The 16,400-nt window shown below is 75.2% G+C and carries 18 protein-coding genes and 1 riboswitch; of the genes, 7 read left to right on the top strand and 11 right to left on the bottom strand.

All coding sequences use genetic code 11. The features are described 5' to 3' along the window. Nucleotides 1-241: 241 nt before the first annotated feature. The gene (locus QUG93_RS07275; RefSeq protein WP_289473261.1) at nt 242-1,222 is read right to left on the bottom strand and encodes a FecCD family ABC transporter permease; all 981 of its coding nucleotides are present in this window, start codon (nt 1,220-1,222) and stop codon (nt 242-244) included. After that, complete coding sequence (locus tag QUG93_RS07270) at nt 1,219-2,271, bottom strand: FecCD family ABC transporter permease (RefSeq protein WP_289473260.1); 1,053 nt, start codon at nt 2,269-2,271, stop codon at nt 1,219-1,221. Before QUG93_RS07270 ends, QUG93_RS07275 begins: the two co-directional genes overlap by 4 nt. 190 nt (nt 2,272-2,461) lie before the next feature. On the opposite strand from QUG93_RS07270, the gene QUG93_RS07265 reads away from it, so the two are divergent. Then, complete coding sequence (locus QUG93_RS07265; protein WP_289473259.1) at nt 2,462-3,991, top strand: S1C family serine protease; 1,530 nt, start codon at nt 2,462-2,464, stop codon at nt 3,989-3,991. Nucleotides 3,992-4,070: 79 nt separating this feature from the next. Here the strand turns inward: QUG93_RS07265 and QUG93_RS07260 are convergent, their stop codons facing one another. Both QUG93_RS07260 and QUG93_RS07255 read right to left on the bottom strand, forming a co-directional pair. Beyond that, nucleotides 4,071-5,228, bottom strand: coding sequence for a hypothetical protein (locus QUG93_RS07260; RefSeq protein WP_289473258.1), 1,158 nt, complete (start codon nt 5,226-5,228; stop codon nt 4,071-4,073). 94 nt (nt 5,229-5,322) lie between these two features. Continuing rightward, on the bottom strand, nt 5,323-5,583 hold the full coding sequence (locus QUG93_RS07255) for a hypothetical protein (RefSeq protein ID WP_289473257.1): 261 nt from the start codon (nt 5,581-5,583) through the stop codon (nt 5,323-5,325). A gap of 104 nt (nt 5,584-5,687) precedes the next feature. On the opposite strand from QUG93_RS07255, the gene QUG93_RS07250 reads away from it, so the two are divergent. Continuing rightward, on the top strand, nt 5,688-6,050 hold the full coding sequence (locus QUG93_RS07250; RefSeq protein WP_289473256.1) for an RNA-binding S4 domain-containing protein: 363 nt from the start codon (nt 5,688-5,690) through the stop codon (nt 6,048-6,050). A 61-nt stretch (nt 6,051-6,111) separates the two neighbouring features. Here the strand turns inward: QUG93_RS07250 and QUG93_RS07245 are convergent, their stop codons facing one another. The 3 genes from QUG93_RS07245 to QUG93_RS07235 form a co-directional block, all read right to left on the bottom strand. Beyond that, complete coding sequence (locus QUG93_RS07245) at nt 6,112-7,059, bottom strand: J domain-containing protein (RefSeq protein WP_289473255.1); 948 nt, start codon at nt 7,057-7,059, stop codon at nt 6,112-6,114. A 165-nt stretch (nt 7,060-7,224) separates the two neighbouring features. Continuing rightward, entirely contained in the window at nt 7,225-7,977 is a 753-nt protein-coding gene (locus tag QUG93_RS07240; protein ID WP_289473254.1) for a phosphotransferase enzyme family protein, read from the bottom strand. A gap of 98 nt (nt 7,978-8,075) precedes the next feature. After that, a complete protein-coding gene (locus QUG93_RS07235; RefSeq protein ID WP_289473253.1) occupies nt 8,076-9,044 on the bottom strand; it encodes an NUDIX domain-containing protein in 969 nt (322 codons plus the stop codon). Between the two features lie 90 nt (nt 9,045-9,134). After that, nucleotides 9,135-9,230: riboswitch (TPP riboswitch) on the top strand. Between QUG93_RS07235 and thiM the strand changes: the two genes are divergently transcribed. The 3 genes from thiM (at nt 9,219) to thiD (ending at nt 12,306) form a co-directional block, all read left to right on the top strand. Then, nucleotides 9,219-10,124: a hydroxyethylthiazole kinase gene (gene thiM / locus QUG93_RS07230; protein WP_289473252.1), complete on the top strand. Its 906-nt coding sequence runs from the start codon at nt 9,219-9,221 to the stop codon at nt 10,122-10,124. Its footprint overlaps the riboswitch before it by 12 nt. Continuing rightward, a complete protein-coding gene (gene thiE, locus QUG93_RS07225) occupies nt 10,121-10,789 on the top strand; it encodes a thiamine phosphate synthase (protein WP_289473251.1) in 669 nt (222 codons plus the stop codon). Before thiM ends, thiE begins: the two co-directional genes overlap by 4 nt. Nucleotides 10,790-10,806: 17 nt before the next feature. Beyond that, nucleotides 10,807-12,306, top strand: a complete 1,500-nt coding sequence (gene thiD, locus QUG93_RS07220) for a bifunctional hydroxymethylpyrimidine kinase/phosphomethylpyrimidine kinase (RefSeq protein ID WP_289473250.1) — start codon at nt 10,807-10,809, stop codon at nt 12,304-12,306. On the opposite strand, the gene QUG93_RS07215 is transcribed toward thiD, so the two are convergent. From QUG93_RS07215 to QUG93_RS07200, 4 genes are all read right to left on the bottom strand, one after another. Continuing rightward, nucleotides 12,230-12,739, bottom strand: coding sequence for a metallophosphoesterase family protein (locus QUG93_RS07215; RefSeq protein WP_289473249.1), 510 nt, complete (start codon nt 12,737-12,739; stop codon nt 12,230-12,232). The genes thiD and QUG93_RS07215 overlap by 77 nt on opposite strands. Next, nucleotides 12,736-13,224 carry a MarR family winged helix-turn-helix transcriptional regulator gene (locus tag QUG93_RS07210; protein WP_289473248.1) on the bottom strand — a complete coding sequence of 163 codons (489 nt, stop codon included), beginning with the start codon at nt 13,222-13,224 and terminating at the stop codon, nt 12,736-12,738. Before QUG93_RS07210 ends, QUG93_RS07215 begins: the two co-directional genes overlap by 4 nt. 87 nt (nt 13,225-13,311) lie before the next feature. After that, on the bottom strand, nt 13,312-13,773 hold the full coding sequence (locus QUG93_RS07205; protein ID WP_289473247.1) for a VOC family protein: 462 nt from the start codon (nt 13,771-13,773) through the stop codon (nt 13,312-13,314). A 59-nt stretch (nt 13,774-13,832) separates the two neighbouring features. Continuing rightward, complete coding sequence (locus QUG93_RS07200; RefSeq protein ID WP_289473246.1) at nt 13,833-14,129, bottom strand: GNAT family N-acetyltransferase; 297 nt, start codon at nt 14,127-14,129, stop codon at nt 13,833-13,835. 56 nt (nt 14,130-14,185) lie between these two features. Here QUG93_RS07200 and QUG93_RS07195 point away from each other — a divergent pair, with 56 nt between their 5' ends. Both QUG93_RS07195 and QUG93_RS07190 read left to right on the top strand, forming a co-directional pair. Beyond that, nucleotides 14,186-14,833 carry an NADPH-dependent F420 reductase gene (locus tag QUG93_RS07195; protein WP_289473245.1) on the top strand — a complete coding sequence of 216 codons (648 nt, stop codon included), beginning with the start codon at nt 14,186-14,188 and terminating at the stop codon, nt 14,831-14,833. Between the two features lie 184 nt (nt 14,834-15,017). After that, entirely contained in the window at nt 15,018-16,331 is a 1,314-nt protein-coding gene (locus tag QUG93_RS07190; RefSeq protein ID WP_289473244.1) for a hypothetical protein, read from the top strand. The last annotated feature ends 69 nt before the right edge of the window (nt 16,332-16,400 follow it).

Here is a 16,400-nt window from a genome sequence, read left to right as displayed (position 1 = left end):
AGCCCCGAACGGGGTTGGGGAGAACTCCGCTGCTCGCGCTCAGCGAACGCACCTCCGCCACTCGGCCGATGCACGGGGCTCGCACCGCTGACGGACGGGAGGCGCGGGGCAGGACCGCACCGCGCCTCCAGACCGGAACCGCGCCAGGCGACCGGGACCGCACCAGGCGACCGGAACCGCACAGGCAAGGCCACAGGACCGCCGGACCAGCGCCCCGTCGGTCCAGCCCCGGCACCCCGGGTCAGCGCCCGCGCGCCAGCAGCCAGAGCAGGTACGGCGCGCCGACCACGCCGGTCACCACCCCGACGGGCAGGGCGTTGCCCGGGATCGCGAACTGCGCAACCAGGTCGCTCGCGAGCGTGATCACCGCGCCGACGGCCGCGACCGCCCCGAGCGCGACGCGACCGTTCCCGACGAGCCGGCGGGCGATCGGCGCGGCCATGAGCGCGACGAACGCCACCGGCCCCGCGGTCGCAACCGCACCTGCGGTCAGGAGGACCGCCGTCAGGAGCAGGAGCACCTTCGCCCGGTCCGGCCGGAGCCCGAGGGCCGCGGCGACCTCGTCACCGAGGGCCAGGACCGTGAGCCGGCGCGACTGCACCAGCGCCGCGCTGAGCAGCACGACGACGGCGACGCCGAGGACACCGACGAGGGTGCGGTCGACGGCGTTCAGGCTGCCCGAGAGCCACAGGAGCGCCGTGCCCGCCTGCTGCACGGTGCCGGCGGTGAGCATCCACCCGGTGATGCTCAGGCAGATCGCTGCGACGCCGATGCCGACGAGCACGACGCGGTTGCCGGTGATCCCCCGACGCCAGGACAGCGCGGCGATCGCGACCGACACCAGGACGGCGCCGACGACCACCGAGCCGAACAGGACGCCGCCGCCGGCACCGAAGAGCACGATCGCGGTCAGTCCCGAAGCGCTCGCGCCCGAGGTGATGCCGATGACGTCGGGGCTGGCGATCGGGTTGCGGACGACGCTCTGCACGATCCCACCGGCGGCACCGAGGGCGGCACCCACGAGCACGGCACCCGCCACCCGGGGCCCGCGGAGCTGTCCCACGACGAAGTCCGACACGGTGTCGCCGTGCCCGACGAGTGCTCCGGCGACCTGCAGCGGCGAGAGCGGGATCTCCCCGACCCCGAGCCCCACGAGCACGAGGGCGACGAGGAGCAGGAGGACCGCACCGAGGACGGTGACCTCGCGGCGGACGGCGCTCACAGGCCGGTCACCACCCGCGACCGGACGAGCCAGATGAACACCGGCGCCCCGATGAGCGCGGTGACGATCCCCACCTGCAGCTCCCCCGGGTACGCGACGACGCGCCCGATCACGTCGGCGACGAGCAGGAGTGCGGGTGCCACCAGGGCGGACAGGAGGATCGTCCACCGTTGGTCCGGTCCGCTCAGGCGGCGGACGGCGTGCGGGACGGCGAGACCGACGAACGCGATCGGGCCGGCCGCGGCCACGGCCGAGCCCGCCAGCAGCACCGTCACGACGCCGCCGACGACCCGGACGAGCACCACGCGCTGCCCGAGGGACGCCGCCAGCTCGTCACCGAGCGCGAGGGTGTTGAGGGAGCGCCCGAGCCCGGCGGCGACGACCAGTCCGACGAGCACGGGGACGGCGATGACGCCGGCGGTGCCGAGGTCCTTCCCGGCGAGCGCGCCGACCTGCCAGAAGCGCAGCTGGTCGAGCAGGCTCTGGCTCGAGACCAGGACGGCCGTGGTGACCGAGGACAGCGCGGCCGCGACGACCGCACCGGCCAGCGCGAGCCCGACGGGCGACAGCCCGCGCCGGGCGACGGCCGCGACCCCGTAGACGAGCAGGGCGGCGAGACCGGCACCGACGAACGCTAAGGGCAGGTAGGCGGCCGTGCCGCTGATGCCGAAGACCGCGATGCCGACGACGACGGCGAGGGCGGCTCCGGCGTTGATGCCGAGGACGCTCGGGTCGGCGAGCGGGTTCCGCGTGACCCCCTGCATCACCGCGCCGGCGACGCCGAGCGCAGCCCCCGCCAGGAGCCCCACGACCGTCCGGGGCACCCGGTTGCCGAGCACGATGAGGCCGACGTCGTCCTGCCGGTCCGGGTGCAGCACGACGTCGAGGACGGTGCCGAGCGGGATGGGACGCGACCCGAACGCGACGGACAGCGCCACGGCCACGACGAGCGCGACGACGGCGACCACCGCGGCGCCGACGAGCCGGGAGCGGGACGCCGGCTCCGGTCGGGGTCGCAGGACGGGGGTTCGGGGTGAGGGCGCGCGCATGGGAGGTGAGGCAAGCCTAACCGCGTGGGCCCGTACGGCGGCCCCCGAGGAAGCCCGGAGCAGCCACCGGGTTCGTTCATAGGCTCGTCTTGGGTCCGGCTCCTGTACTGGTCTCCGTCGACGCCCGACCGGGACGTCGAGGAACGGATCGCCACCCCACGGGTGGTCGACGGACGACCGGAGAGCCCCCATGAACGAGAACCCCGCCGACGACCAGCGCGCGACCGACCGCCCCGACCGGGAGGCCCCGCACGCAGACCCCGCCACCCTTCGTCCGGCGTACGCCTTCGACGGCAGCGGCCCGTACCTCTACGGGTCCGACGGCTCGGGCCCGTACGCCTGGACCCCGGACGGACGCGGTCCCTACCTGGTCGGCAGCACCGCGATGGGCGGCAGTGCACCGGTCGGCGCCGCACAGGTCAGCGCCGACCAGGTCGGCTCCACTGCTGGCGCCGGTGCCCCGGGCGGGTCGCAGTACGCGTGGGTCCACGGCGCCGCGACCGCTGACCACGCCGGCGGCAAGCGCCCCCGTCGACTCGGACTCGTGATCGGCTCGAGTGTCGCGGCGCTCGCGATCGTCGGTGCCGCGGGCGGGACGGCGTTCGGGCTCTCCTCGCAGGGCACGACCACGACCTCGAGCCAGTCGCAGGGCACCACGACGCTGCCGGGCGGGGGCGGCACGGGCGGGAGCACCGACGGCGGGACGAACGGGTTCACGGTCCCCGGCTACGGCGCCGGCGGCGCCGGGGAGGGCAGCGGGACCGGCACCGGCTCCGGGACGACCACCGAGTCCGCGGCGACACCGGCGACGACCGAACAGGAGCAGGGCGTCGTGACGATCGACACCGTGTTGAACTACGACACGTCGTCGCGGGCAGCCGGCACCGGGATGATCCTGACCGCGAACGGCACGGTCCTGACGAACAACCACGTCGTGCAGGGCGCGACGAGCATCACCGTCACCGACGAGACCACGGGCAAGGAGTACGCGGCCGAGGTCGTCGGCACCGACGCCACGCACGACGTCGCCGTGCTGAAGCTGAAGGGCGCGTCGGGGCTGTCCACCGTGACGCTCGACGACGACGGCGAGCCGTCGACGGGTGACACCGTCACCGACGTCGGCAACGCCGAGGGCACCGGCAACCTCGTCGCCGCCACGGGCACGGTCACCGCGCTCGACCAGGACATCCAGGTGCAGAGCGAGACCGGTACCGGGACCGAGTCGCTGCAGGGCCTGATCGAGGTGGCCGCCGACATCGTGTCGGGTGACTCGGGCGGGCCGGTCCTCGACAGCGAGGGCGAGGTCGTCGGGATGGCCACGGCCGCGTCCTCCGGGTCCGCCGAGGTGACCGGGTACGCGATCCCGATCACCACCGCGAAGGCGATCGCCGACAAGATCCTCGCCGGGGAGTCCTCGGACACGATCACGATCGGGTTGCCGGCGTTCCTCGGCGTGCAGGTCGGGTCGGGCGCCACGACGCAGACCGGCAGCGGCGTCGCGGTCGCGGGCACGGTCGAGGGTTCCGGTGCGGCTGCTGCCGGCCTGGTGGCCGGCGACACGATCACGAGCCTCGACGGCACGGCGGTGACGAGCAGCGAGGCGCTGACCGCCGCGGTGCAGTCGCACGCGGTGGGCGACGAGGTCGTGGTCGGCTACACCGACGCCTCCGGCGCGGCGAAGACCGTCACGGTCACCCTCACCGCGGGCCCCGCAGCCTGACCCGAGGAGCTCAGCCGAGCAACGCCCGCACGACGGACCGGTAGACGTTTGCCCAGCGGGCGCAGCGTCCGGAACGTCGTCAGCCGAGCAACGCCCGCACGACGGACCGGTAGACGTTGGCTGGGGAGTCGGTCCGGAAGGCCGTCTCCCCGGCCTCGGTCCGTCCCACACGTGCGAACCCGATCCCCTCGGCGTGCACGACGACGACCGGGGTCGGACGCCCCGGACGGCGGATCGACGAAACCGTCCACGGCGCCGCCCAGAACCGCGCCAGACGCGGGTCCGCCTCGGCGACGACCTGCGGCAGGTCCGGCGCGGCGACTGCCGCACCCGTCCTGCGGGCAAGCAGGTCGGCGCCGACCGACCCCGTGCGGAACGGGAAGGTCCACGTCGGACGGATGCCGAGCCTCCCGGCCATCAGCGCGACCACGCGCTCGACCGGCAGCCGCGAGACGGTGCCGCCCGTCTCGTCCGTCCCGTCGACGACGGTCTCGGCCCAGGCCTGGAGGCGCGTGGTGCGCCCGTCGGGCAACCGCTGTTCGAGGGTGACCGGCTGGGTGTCGTCGGCCCAGGGACCGATGAGCTCCTGGGTCGGCTCGGGGAGCGTGCCGAGGCGACCGACCAGCCCGGACTGCACGAGTTCGCGGCCACCGGGCGTGCGGAGGAGCGTCGGGCTCCAGCGCCGGCCGGCCAGGGAGCGGAGCGTCGCGAGTGCCTCGGCGCCGAGGTGCGTGCCGTCCAGGTCCGGGGCCGGCACCGCCGCCGGGAGCGGCTCGAGTCCGCGCTGCGGCCGCGCCGGCACCGGTTCGGTCGCCCGGACGGACTCGAGGACGGCCGAGACGAGGTCGTCGGTCGCGAGCATCCGAGCGAGCGGACGCTCCACGGTGAGGTCGACGCGGTGCCGCCCGGTCACGAAGAGCAGGTGCGAGCCGGCGACGTCGCCGCCCTCGTCGGGTCGCACGTACTCGACCAGGCGTGCGGGTGCGTCGGCGACCGTCCACGGATCGCAGCCGATCAGGTGGAGTCCCTCGACGGAACCGGGCAGCCGCTCGAGCAGGCTGGTGTGCTCCTCGGCGATCGTGCGGTCGGAGGGACGCGAACGCACGGTGAGCACCACGTCGTCGCCGGTCAGGCGGAGGTCGGCCTGCGGAGCGTCCTCCCGGCGCCAACGGTCCGGGTGGCGGAGCGTGAGGCGGGCGGTCCGGTCCTCGGTGCCGAGCGGGACGGGGACGACCATGGGTCGAGGCTACGTGGGGTGCGGGGCGCGGACGGCGACGGCTCGCCGGTGTCGGGAGGGCCCGAGGCGGGGCACGGGAGCGAGCGGCGCGTGGTCAGCGCTGTCGCTGCCGCGGTGCGGGCGGCGGCGGGACCGGCTTCGCGGCGACGACGTCCGCCAACGGGACCTGCACCGGACCCCTCCGGGTGTCGATCGTCACCGCGGACGGCGAGCGGGCGGACAGCGTGCCGAGGGCGTCCCGCGCTCCGTCGCCGTGCCGGGCCCGCACCACGAGGCGGTCGCCGAGCGCCGCGCCGTCGAGCACGCCGAGCGCCAGCGCGCGGGCGATGGCGTCCTGGTCGCGGCGGTCGGGCACGGGTCGAGCGTAGCCGCGAGCGGGCCCACCCCGACGGCTGGGACGTCACCGGACGTGGCCGTGGCCGCGTCCGCGTCCGCGTCCGGCACGCCTAGGGTGGACGGATGGAGAAGGCGCGCGTGGACAGCTGGATCTGGGCGGTGCGGATCACGAAGACCCGGTCCGCCGCCACCACCGCGTGCAAGGCCGGCCACGTCCGGGTGAACGGGGAGCGCGCGAAGCCGGCGCAGCCGATCGGCCCCGGCGACGAGGTCCGCGTCCGCCAGCACGGCTTCGACCGGATCGTCGTCGTGACGGGCATCATCCTCAAGCGCACGAGTGCTGCCGAGGCCGCGAAGCACTTCGAGGACCGGACGCCGCCGCGACTGCCGAAGGAGGAGGCCGGCTTCGTCCCGGTGCGCGACCCCGGCGCGGGGCGGCCCAGCAAGCGGGAGCGCCGCGACCTCGAGAAGCTCCGCGGCTACTGACCCGCGCTGTGGTGGTCCGTCGTGAGCGTCGCGCCGACGACCGCCACCACGCGGTCGGGCATCAGACGAACCGGACGGTCTGCTGCAGGCGGTCGCGGATGTCGAAGACGTCGACGGAACCCTCCGGCGACCACACGCCGTTGAGCACCTGTCCGAGGGCGCTCCGGCGCACGACGAGGGCGGTGGGCTTCCGCGGGGAGCCGACGACCTGCACGTCCTCGTCGACCGCGGAGTCCGGCACGACCACGAGCCGGCCGGTGAACTTCACCCGGGTCTGCTTCTGCACCGCCCGCGCCGCGCGTACGAGCTCCTTGACGGGCCGCTCCCCCGGTGCGAGGGTCTCCCCGGTGACCTCGCCGTGCTCGATGCGCACGGGGGCGCCCCAGTCGATCGACTCGACCGCCCACAGACCGCTCGGGGTCAGGACGGCGTGGTCGAGCTTGCCCTCGGCACCGGCGTCGAGGTCGTGCCACACCGTGACGCCGATGCCCATGTCGGCGACGATGGCCGCCGTCGCCTCCTCGGCGAGGGCCTCGCCCAGCAGACGCCGGATGTGCCGCGGGGCGGACCGGACGAGCGTCGGGTCGTACGGGTCCTCGATCGGGTCGCCGAGGCCGACCCACTCGCGCTCGGCCTGCAGGAAGACCTCGCGCGACCGGCCGCCGGGGTGTCCGTGGGACCGGGCGCGGGGGCGGGAGTCGCGACGCGCTGTCGGCGGTGCGTACTCGTCACGACCGGAGTCGGGCCTCCAGGCCGAGGAACCGGACGGGCCGGACGCGCCCTGCGGAGTCGAGGTGCGGGATCCGGCGTCGTAGGCACGGCGTGCAGCGGGCGTGCCGACGCGCTCCCAGGCGACCTGCACCTGGCGGAAGCGCCGGGCGTCGCCGCCGAGGTCGGGGTGGGTCTCGCGGGCGGCCCGGCGGTACGCGCGGCGGAGTTCGTCGTCGTCAGCGGTCGCGGGGACGCCGAGGACCTCGTACGGGGTGGCGTCGGCCGGGCTGTCGGTCATGGCCCACCGACACTACCCGAGGCAGCTTCGGAGTCCGCCGCGTGGCTGCTGGGAGCTGCCGGGAGGCCCGGTGTGCGTCCGACACGCTCGTCCGGCCCGCCGTCGGGTCGCGTCCGCTGCTCGGCCCGCGGGACGCCGGCGTTCCGCCGACGACCGCACCGCGGCTCAGGGCAGTGCGACCGCGGTGCGGATGGCCTCGGCGTGCGACTCGATCCAGGCGACGTCGGCCCGGTACAGGTCCGCGTGCCCGTGCTCGAGGTCGCTCGTGAACTTCGGGTTGCCCGCCGCGGCCTCGGTCTCCATGGTCGTCACGAGGGCGACGAGCGACGCCGTCATCGTGTCGACGAGGACGCCGCGGGACCGGTCGTCGAGCCCGTACGCACGGCAGAACTCCGCCGCCCGGTCGAGTCGCTCGTCGAGGCTCGGCGCCGTGCCGCCCTCGACCGCCCCGGTCGTGAACGGGGCGAAGCGGTACACGGCACTCGCCACGTCCCACACCCGCGGTCCGGGGTGGGCGGTGTCGAAGTCGATGAGGCCCACGGCGGCGATGCCGTCGTAGACGCAGTTGTACGGCGCGAAGTCGCCGTGCACGATCGTCTCGACCGGCAGCCGCTCGGCCTGGGACCACACGTCGACGGCGTCGTCGCGGGGGTAGGTCGCCGCGGCGTCGTGGTACTGCCGGAGCAGGCGCGCGGACGTGACGAGGGCCGCCTCGCTCGCGATCTCGGCACTCCACGGGTAGTTGCCGGCGGTGCCCGGGACGAACGTCACCGTCTCGAGGGCGTCCCCGACGGCGATGGGTTCGGGGGCCGCGACGAAGCCCTGCTCGTGCAGGTGCGCGAGCAGCCGGTGCACCGTGGGCGTCCAGGGCCCCGCGGGGCGGTGGACGCGGTCGTCGGCTCTGGTGACACGCTCCATCGTGACCTCCTGATCGGTACGTCTCCGTTGACGTGAGGGCCAGCGTAGCGACCACGGGTGTCCGACGTCACGATCCGGTCACGGAGTGCGAGATCGGGCTACTGCTCCCGGAACCATCCCGGTCCGCGGACCTCGGCGCCGAGGGCCTCGACGCGGGTCCGGAGCTCCCGGTCCGCCGTCACGACGACCACCGGTGCACCGCCGGCGCCGAGCGCGGCACGGGCGGCCTCGACGATCGCGTCGTCGCCGGAGCCGTCCGCCCGCAGGACCCGGACGCCACCGGCCCCGACCGGCGCATCGCCACCGGTCGCGTCCGCTCCAGCGCCACCGGCACCGGCCCCGGCGACGACGCGGCCGCTCCGGCCGTCCGTCCGCGCCGCTCGTGCGTCACCCTCGAGCACCACGGTCCACTGCGGCCACCACCGGGCGAAGGGCAACCCCAGCTCCCGCGCGTCCAGGCCACGCTCGGCGAGCGCCGCCACGGACGACAGCAGCCGCTCCGCTGCACCCGCACGGTCCTTCCACCACCCGTCCGGCACGCTGCCGACGACGTTCGCCGCGTCGACCACGACGTGCGGCGTCGTGCTGATCGCCGCACGGAGCGCCGGCCACGAGGCACCGAACCCGGGGTGCAGCGGCAGGTCGTCGACCTCGTCCACGGGCACCCACGACAGCGCCAGGCTCTCGCGGTCGGCGATGACCGGCTCGAACGCCTCGCGAGCACGGCCGACCACGGTCGTGTACGTCCAGAAGCCCAGGTCGAGCACGGCGGCGTGCCGCAGGTCGATGCCGTCCTCGGGCACGCCCGCTTCCTCGGCGGACTCGCGGAGTGCCGCGGCCACGGCCTCCTCGCCCTGGTGCCGGGCACCACCGGGGATGCCCCACGTGCCGCCGTGGTGGCTCCACTCGACGCGGTGCTGCAACAGCACCCGCCCGGCGCCGTCGTCGACGAGCAGTCCGGCCGCGCCGAACCGCCCCCAGGCCTTCGTGCCGTCCGGCCCGACGGCCCAGGCGTCGCCGGGATCGCGGGGGCCGGGCGGGGGTCCGGGAGGGGTCGCTTCTGGCACCCGTCAACCCTGGCACAGGGTGCCTGCGGTGTGACGGGAACGGCGCCGCGGGAGTGCTCGGAGCCGTCGCGCGGCGTCGTGTACGGTGTCGTCCGAGACACGGGGTGCCGCACCGAGCGGCTGAGATCACACCCGTCGAACCTGCTCGAGCTCGTACTCGCGAAGGGATCGTCCATGCACACTGCTGCGCCCGTACCCGGCCCCGCGCCCACACCCGGGGTCCCGTCCCCGGACTGGGCCGACCGCACCGCCACGCTGCTCGAGGGGGTGCGCGCGAGCAGCCCCCTGGTGCAGTGCATCACGAACACCGTCGTGCAGAACGTCACGGCCAACGTCCTGCTGGCGCTCGGGGCGTCCGCTGCGATGGTCGACGTCACCACCGAGGCCGGACCGTTCGCCCGCGTCGCGGACGCCCTGCTCGTGAACACGGGGACGCCGCACCCCGAACCGCGGGCCGCGTCGCTCGAGGCCGCGCACGCGGCGGTCGAGGCCGGGACCCCGTGGGTGCTCGACCCCGTCGCCGTGGGCTCGCTGCCGGTGCGCACCGCACTCGCGCACGACCTGCTCGCGCTCCGACCGACGGTGCTCCGCGGCAACGCGTCCGAGGTGCTCGCGCTCCTCGGGGACTCCGGCGGCGGACGGGGCGTGGACAGCACGGCCGGCCCCGACGACGCGCGTGCGGCCGCCGTCGACGCATCGGACGGGAGGACCGTGGGTGCCCTGGCCGTGTCCGGTCCCGTCGACCTGCTGGTCGCGCCGGGTACCGGCGTGGTCCGGGTCGCGAACGGCACCCCGCTGCTGACGCGGATCACCGGCGGCGGGTGCGCGCTCGGCGCCGTGGTGGCAGCCTTCACGGCGCTGGCCCCCGACGACCCCGGGGCGGCGGCGGTCGCGGCGACCGCGGTCCACACGATCGCTGCGGAGCTCGCCGCTCGCGACGCCGCCGGTCCGGGCACGTTCCAGCCGCTCTTCCTCGACCGGCTCACGTCGCTCACGCCGGAGGACGTCGTCCGCGAGGCCCGGATCACGACGGAGCCGACGACCGAGCCGACAGCGGTGTCGACGGCGGTGCCGGCATGAGCGCGGCGACGGACGTCGGCGTCTACCTGGTCACCGACGGTCCGCTCGCCGATCGGCACGGCACCGGGGTCCTCGGGGTGGTCCGGGCCGCCGTCGACGCGGGCGTCCGCACCGTGCAGGTCCGTGACAAGGACGCCTCGGCACGCGACCTCCTCGCGCTCACCGCCGCGGTCGCCGACTCGGTGGGCGACCGCGCCACCGTGGTGGTCGACGACCGCCTCGACGTGGCCCTCGCCGCACGGCACGCCGGGCACCGGGTCGCCGGGGTGCACCTCGGCCAGTCCGACGTCCCGGTGACGGCAGCGCGGGCGCTCCTCGGGCCGGACGCCCACGTGGGGCTGACGGCGAACACCCCGGCGCACGTCGACGCGGTCGCCGCGCTCCCCCGCGGCACCGTCGACCTGCTCGGGGTCGGGGTCGTCCACCCGACCGCGACGAAGGCCGATCACCCGCCGGCCCTCGGCCACGCCGGGTTCGCCCGCATCGCCGACCTGGCACGGGCCGTCGGTGTGCCCTGCGTCGCGATCGGTGGCATCACCCTCGAGGACGTCGCTCCCCTGCGTGCCGCCGGGGCGGCGGGGGTGGCCGTGGTCTCCGGCATCTGCGCTGCGGCCGACCCGTACGCCGCCGCAGCCGCACACGTCGACGCGTGGACGCTCCGGTGACCGGGAGCGTCCCGCGCGTGCTGAGCATCGCGGGCACCGACCCGACGGGCGGCGCGGGCCTGCAGGCGGACCTCAAGGCGATCGCCGCGGCGGACGGCTACGGCATGGGCGTCGTGACGGCGCTCGTCGCGCAGAACACGCACGGCGTCCGCTCGGTGCACGTCCCCGGGACGGCGTTCCTGCGCGAGCAGCTCGACGCGGTGTCGGACGACGTGGTCGTCGACGCGGTGAAGGTCGGGATGCTCGGCACCGCCGACGTCGTCCGCACCGTCACCGACTGGTTGCGCGAGCACCGCCCGCCCGTGGTCGTCGTCGACCCGGTGATGGTCGCGACGAGCGGCGACCGGCTGCTCGACGAGTCGGCCGCCGCCGCGATGGGTGACCTGCTCGCCCTGGCCGACCTGGTCACACCGAACCGCGCGGAGCTCGCCGAGCTCGTCGCGCTCGCCGGGACGGACGGCCCCGGTGACGGGACACCGACCGAGGCGGCGCTGCTCGTCGCCCGCAGGTGGGACGTCCTGGTGCTCGCGAAGGGCGGGCACGACGACGGCCCGACGTCGGACGACGTGCTCGTCGCACCCGACGGCACGACCCGTACCTTCACGGGTCCCCGCATCGACACGACGAACACGCACGGCACCGGCTGTTCGCTGTCGAGTGCGATCGCGACGCTGGCCGCCCGCGACGGCGACTGGGAACTCGCGGTCGGCGGAGCGAAGGCGTGGTTGACCGCGGCACTCCGCGGGGCGGATGCGCTGCAGGTCGGCACGGGCAACGGTCCGGTCGACCACGGCGCGGCGGTGCGCGCGGCCCTGCCCCGGGTGTCGTGGACCGACCGCTGGTGGGAGGACGTGGCGGCCACGCTCGACGAGACCCTCGCGTGCGACTTCCTGGCCGGCCTGCGCGACGGCAGCCTCGACGATGACGTGTTCGCCGGCTACCTCGCCCAGGACGTCCACTACCTGCGCGCCTACGAGCAGCACCTCGCGCGCCTCGCCGCGTGGTCGACCGGAGCACCGGCGTCGTTCTGGGCCGCGTCCGCGCAGGGCTGCGCGGACGAGGCCCGCGACCTGCACCACCGCCGTCTGGCCGGCTCGCACGCCGACGACCCGGTCCACCCGACCTGCGCCGGGTACCTCGCGCACCTGCAGGACGCCGCGGACTCCGGGTCGGCCGCGGTCCTCGCCGCCGCGGTGCTGCCGTGCTTCCGCGTCTACGCCTGGGTCGGGACGCAGCTCGGGCACGCGCCGGAGGGCCACCCGTTCGCCGACTGGCTCGGTGCCTACGGCGACCCGGACTTCGCTGCGGCGAGCGCCGAGGCCACCGCGCTCGTCGAGGAGCTCGCGGCCGCGGCGGAACAGGTGGAGCGGGGGCGCATGACCCGAGCCCACCGCCGCTCCACCGAGTGGGAGCTCGCGTTCTTCCGGATGCCGACGTCCGTCAGCGCGCGGCCGGTGGCAGCCGGACCAGCTCGACCGTCAGGTCGCGTCCGTCCGCCGTCCCCCGCATCCAGGTGAAGTCCGGCTGACGCCGTCGATCCGTCGGCGACCCGGGGTTGAGCAGCCGCATGCCCGAGGGGGCGACGGTGTCCCAGGGGATGTGCGAGTGCCCGAAGACCAGCACATCGGTGTCCGGGTACGCGACGTCCGCCCGGCGCTCGCGGCCGGTCGCGGCTCCGGTCTCGTGCACGAGGGCGAACCGGAGGTCCTCGACGGTGAAGTGGTCGACGAGCGGCAGGCGGTCGTCGAACTCGGGGCCGTCGTTGTTGCCGCGGACGCCCCGGAACCGGCGGGACCGCGCCTGCACGGCGTCGAGCGTGGCCAGGTCCACCCAGTCCCCCGCGTGCACGACCAGGTCCGCGGCCTCCAGGTCCTGCCAGAGGCCCGCGGGCAGGTCCTTCGCGCGCTTCGGCAGGTGGGTGTCGGAGAGCAGGACGAACGTGGTCGTCACGATGCGGCGCGGTCGTCCGTGGCGGCCCGTGCGGGCATCGGGAGCCCGGCCTCGTCGGCGGCGCCGAGGCGTTCGAGCAGCCCGGCCAGGAGCGCGACGTCGTCGTCGGACCAGTCGGCGAGCCGTTCCTCGAGCGCGTCGCGGTGCAGCCGCACCGAGCGGTCGAGCGCGGCACGACCCGCGTCGGTCGCCTCCAGCGGCTTGGCGTTGCCCGACCCGCCGTCCGTCGTGCGGACCAGGCCCGCGGCGAGGAGACCCGACAGCTGGCGGGAGATCGTCGACCGGTTCAGGCGCAGGTACCGGGCGATGTCGATCGCCATGCACCCGGGGTGCTGCACGACGAAGTCGACGAGCGACTGGTCGACGACGCTGAGCACCAGGTCGTCGCCGCGCGCGCGGATGCTCGCGCGCCTCGTGATGCGGGCGAGTTCGGTGTAGGCACGTCCGATGTCGCTGTTGCGGACGTCCGAGCTCGGGCTGCTCATGGCGTTCTCCGGCCTGTGACGGTGAGCGCCGGGTGATCGGCGCCGACGGGTCCGGCCACCATACCGGCGAGCACGAGGTGCCCGCCCTCAGCGACCGGCCGACGCTGCCTGCAGCGCCGGGATGTCGAGCTTGACCATGTCCCGCATGGCGGCGAAGACGCGGGCGTTCGCCTCCGGGTCACCGCCGCCGGTCATCAGGTCGCCGAGCATCGACGGCGTCACCTGCCAGGCGAGCCCCCAGCGGTCGTGCAGCCAGCCGCACGCGAGCGGTCGGCCGCCGTCGGCGAGCAGGGCGTCCCAGACCCGGTCGAGCTCGTCCTGCGTGTCGACGTCGACCTGGAACGACACGGCATCGGTGTGCGGGTGGCCCGGGCCGCCGTTCATGGCCCGGTACGGCTGTCCGAGCAGCGTGAACTCGACGACGAGGGCGGTGCCGTCCGGGGTGCGGGCGACGCTGTCGACCCGGCTGTCCGCGAAGAGGTCGGTGTAGTACGTCGCGGCCTGCTCGGCCTGGTCGTCGTACCAGAGGAACGGGGTGATCGTGGTCATGGTCTGTCCTCGTGAGCGGGACGTGCCGGCCGCGACGCTGCGGCCGGTCGGGGTGGGTCTCAGTCCGCGGTGCCACGGCTGAGCAGGTCGGCCTTCTCGGGGTGCTCGTCGAACCACTTGCCGACGAACCAGCACATCGGCACGATGCGCTTCGTGGTGCTGGCCTCGACGTCGGCGACGGCGTACGCCACGAGCTCCGCCGCGTAGCCGTTCCCGCGGTGCGCCGGGACCGTGTACGTGTGCGGGAACGACACCGCGTCGTCGGTGGTCCGGCGGTCGAGGACGCTCACGAGCTCGCCGTCGACGTACATCGCGTAGCGGTCGCGGTCGGCTTCGTCGCGGAACTCGTGGGCCATGGCGCCATCATGCACCCGTGGGGAATGCGCCGCTCGGAGCCGCGTTGCACGGTGCCATGACCACCATCGGCATCATCGGAGCAGGCAACATCGGATCCCAGCTCGCACGCCTCGCGGTGCAGCACGGCCACCAGGTCGTGATCGCGAACTCGCGCGGGCCGGAGACGCTGCAGGACCTCGTCGCAGAGCTCGGCGACGGCGCCCGCGCGGCGACCCGCGACGAAGCGGCGGCCGCCGGCGACATCGTCGTCGTGACCACCCCGCTCGCCGCGATCGACACCATCCCCGTCGAACCCCTCGTCGGCAAGGTCGTCATCGACACGAACAACTACTACCCGCAGCGCGACGGCCACATCGCGGCGCTCGACGACGAGACGACCACCACGGCCGAGCTCCTGCAGGACCACCTGCAGGGCGCACACGTCGTCAAGGCCTTCAACCACATCGCGGCGCAGGCCCTCACCGACGAGGCGACCCCGGCCGGCACCCCGGACCGCCGCGCCCTCGTGGTGGCCGGTGACGACGCCGACGCGAAGCGCACGGTGTCGGACCTGATCGACGAGTTCGGCTTCGACGTGGTCGACGCCGGTCCGCTCGCCGAGGGCTGGCGCATCCAGCGGGACACCCCCGGCTACGTGACGCGCTTCACGGCCGACGAGCTGCGCCAGAAGCTCGCCGAGGCGAAGCGCTACCGCGACATGTGATCCCCCTCCGCACGACGCACCGTGGGCGGTCCTGCGCAGCGACATCGCGCTGCGCAGGGCCGCCCGTCGTGCGTTCCGCGGAGCCGTCGCGCCCCCGGAACTGGGGCTGCGCCGGAGTGCATGCACGCGGATAGAACTGACGATGGATCAGTAGACCGAGGGAGCACGAGTGGCGTCGCACCGCATGCCGGACCGAGACCGGCCGCGTCGAGCGGTCCCCGCGTGGGTCGTCGCGCCCCCGGAGGACACCGCCGACGGCCGGGAGGCGCAGCCCGCCCCCGCCCCGCAGGCTCCCGTGGTCGAGGTGGTCGCGTCGAGCACCGCGCCCGCCTCCGTCCCCGAGGTCGCCGCCGTCGCCGACCGCGCCGCCGCTGGATCGTCAGCCACCGGATCGTCTGCCTCCGGGTCGGCTGCCGCAGGATCGGCTGCCGCAGGATCGGTCAGCCCCGGGTCGTCCGCCGCTGCTCCGGCCGGGTCGCTGTCCGACGTCGACGTCATCGTGCCCGACTACCCGCCGGAGGAGCACCTGTTGCCGCCGGCACCGACCTCGCCGGCCGTCCAGGTCCCGTCGTTCGACACGGCTCCGCTGCCGGTCTCGCCCGTCGACGCCGTCGGGGACCCCGGTCCCGGCACCGACACGCCGGCTGCGGCAGCCGGCAGCGTCGTGAGCGGGCCCACGCCACGCGCATCGACCGAGCAGACGCGTGCCCCGCTCACGCCCCCGACGGATCCCACGCACGACGCCGCACAGCGCGGAGCCGCGCACCGCGAGCCCGTCCAGCCCGTGTCGCCCGCGATCCCGGTCGTCGGACAGCCCCGCTTCTCGGTGCCCGGTCTCGAACACGTCCTCGTCGAGGGCAGCGAGCCCGAGCCCTCCGGACCGATCGGCTACCGCACGCCGGCGCGCTTCGCCCGGCAGCAGGCACCGCGGCCCGTCGTCGCCGATCCCCCAGCCACGCCGTTCGATGCCGTGATCGCACCGCCCGCCGGTGCTGCAGCCGTGCCGACGGCCGTCTTCCCGGCCGTGGCGGACGCTCCCACCGGCGGAACGGCCCCGACCGTCGACGGTTCCGCCGAGGTCGCGACGCGACCCGAGGCGGAGGCACCCGGTCGTGACGGCGGTGCGGCGAGCCTCCAGGCCGGTGCCCGTCCACCCCGCGACCGCGCGCTGACGACGGTCGGAGCCACCCCGGCTGCCGTCGTCGGTGCGGTGACCGGCCTCGGTGCCCTCGGACTCGCAGCCTGGTGGTTCACCGCGCCGGCGACCGTGCACGCCGCCGGACTCGTGCTCGGCGTGCTGGCGCTCGTGCTGTCCGGCAGGGCGCTGCGGGATCCCGCGGCGACGTGGCAGCGACCGGTCGCACTCCTCGGCGCGGTGCTCGGCGGCGTCGGCACGCTCGTGCTGCTCTGGGCGGTCGCGTCGGCACTGCTGCCCCTCGCCGGGGTGACGCTGCCCGACCTGACGGGCACGGGGGTCGTCCCGACCGTGGCACCGTAGCGCGGCGTCCGGTCCGGACGGCGGCCGGCTCGGTGCGGGTCGGCACGGCTCGGCTCGGCTCGGACCGGC

Source organism: Curtobacterium caseinilyticum (assembly GCF_030363035.1).
Lineage (GTDB): Bacteria > Actinomycetota > Actinomycetes > Actinomycetales > Microbacteriaceae > Curtobacterium > Curtobacterium caseinilyticum.
This window is presented reverse-complemented; position numbering and strand designations above follow the sequence as displayed.

What these genes read in the sequence shown, in the direction of transcription:
- QUG93_RS07210 (WP_289473248.1), bottom strand. Translation starts at nt 13,224, where the DNA reads ATGAGCAGCCCGAGCTCGGACGTCCGCAACAGCGACATCGGACGTGCC.
- QUG93_RS07270 (WP_289473260.1), bottom strand. Translation starts at nt 2,271, where the DNA reads ATGCGCGCGCCCTCACCCCGAACCCCCGTCCTGCGACCCCGACCGGAG.
- QUG93_RS07260 (WP_289473258.1), bottom strand. Translation starts at nt 5,228, where the DNA reads ATGGTCGTCCCCGTCCCGCTCGGCACCGAGGACCGGACCGCCCGCCTC.
- QUG93_RS07200 (WP_289473246.1), bottom strand. Translation starts at nt 14,129, where the DNA reads ATGGCCCACGAGTTCCGCGACGAAGCCGACCGCGACCGCTACGCGATG.
- QUG93_RS07195 (WP_289473245.1), top strand. Translation starts at nt 14,186, where the DNA reads ATGACCACCATCGGCATCATCGGAGCAGGCAACATCGGATCCCAGCTC.
- thiM (WP_289473252.1), top strand. Translation starts at nt 9,219, where the DNA reads ATGCACACTGCTGCGCCCGTACCCGGCCCCGCGCCCACACCCGGGGTC.
- QUG93_RS07265 (WP_289473259.1), top strand. Translation starts at nt 2,462, where the DNA reads ATGAACGAGAACCCCGCCGACGACCAGCGCGCGACCGACCGCCCCGAC.
- thiE (WP_289473251.1), top strand. Translation starts at nt 10,121, where the DNA reads ATGAGCGCGGCGACGGACGTCGGCGTCTACCTGGTCACCGACGGTCCG.
- QUG93_RS07240 (WP_289473254.1), bottom strand. Translation starts at nt 7,977, where the DNA reads ATGGAGCGTGTCACCAGAGCCGACGACCGCGTCCACCGCCCCGCGGGG.
- QUG93_RS07205 (WP_289473247.1), bottom strand. Translation starts at nt 13,773, where the DNA reads ATGACCACGATCACCCCGTTCCTCTGGTACGACGACCAGGCCGAGCAG.
- QUG93_RS07250 (WP_289473256.1), top strand. Translation starts at nt 5,688, where the DNA reads ATGGAGAAGGCGCGCGTGGACAGCTGGATCTGGGCGGTGCGGATCACG.
- QUG93_RS07245 (WP_289473255.1), bottom strand. Translation starts at nt 7,059, where the DNA reads ATGACCGACAGCCCGGCCGACGCCACCCCGTACGAGGTCCTCGGCGTC.
- QUG93_RS07190 (WP_289473244.1), top strand. Translation starts at nt 15,018, where the DNA reads ATGCCGGACCGAGACCGGCCGCGTCGAGCGGTCCCCGCGTGGGTCGTC.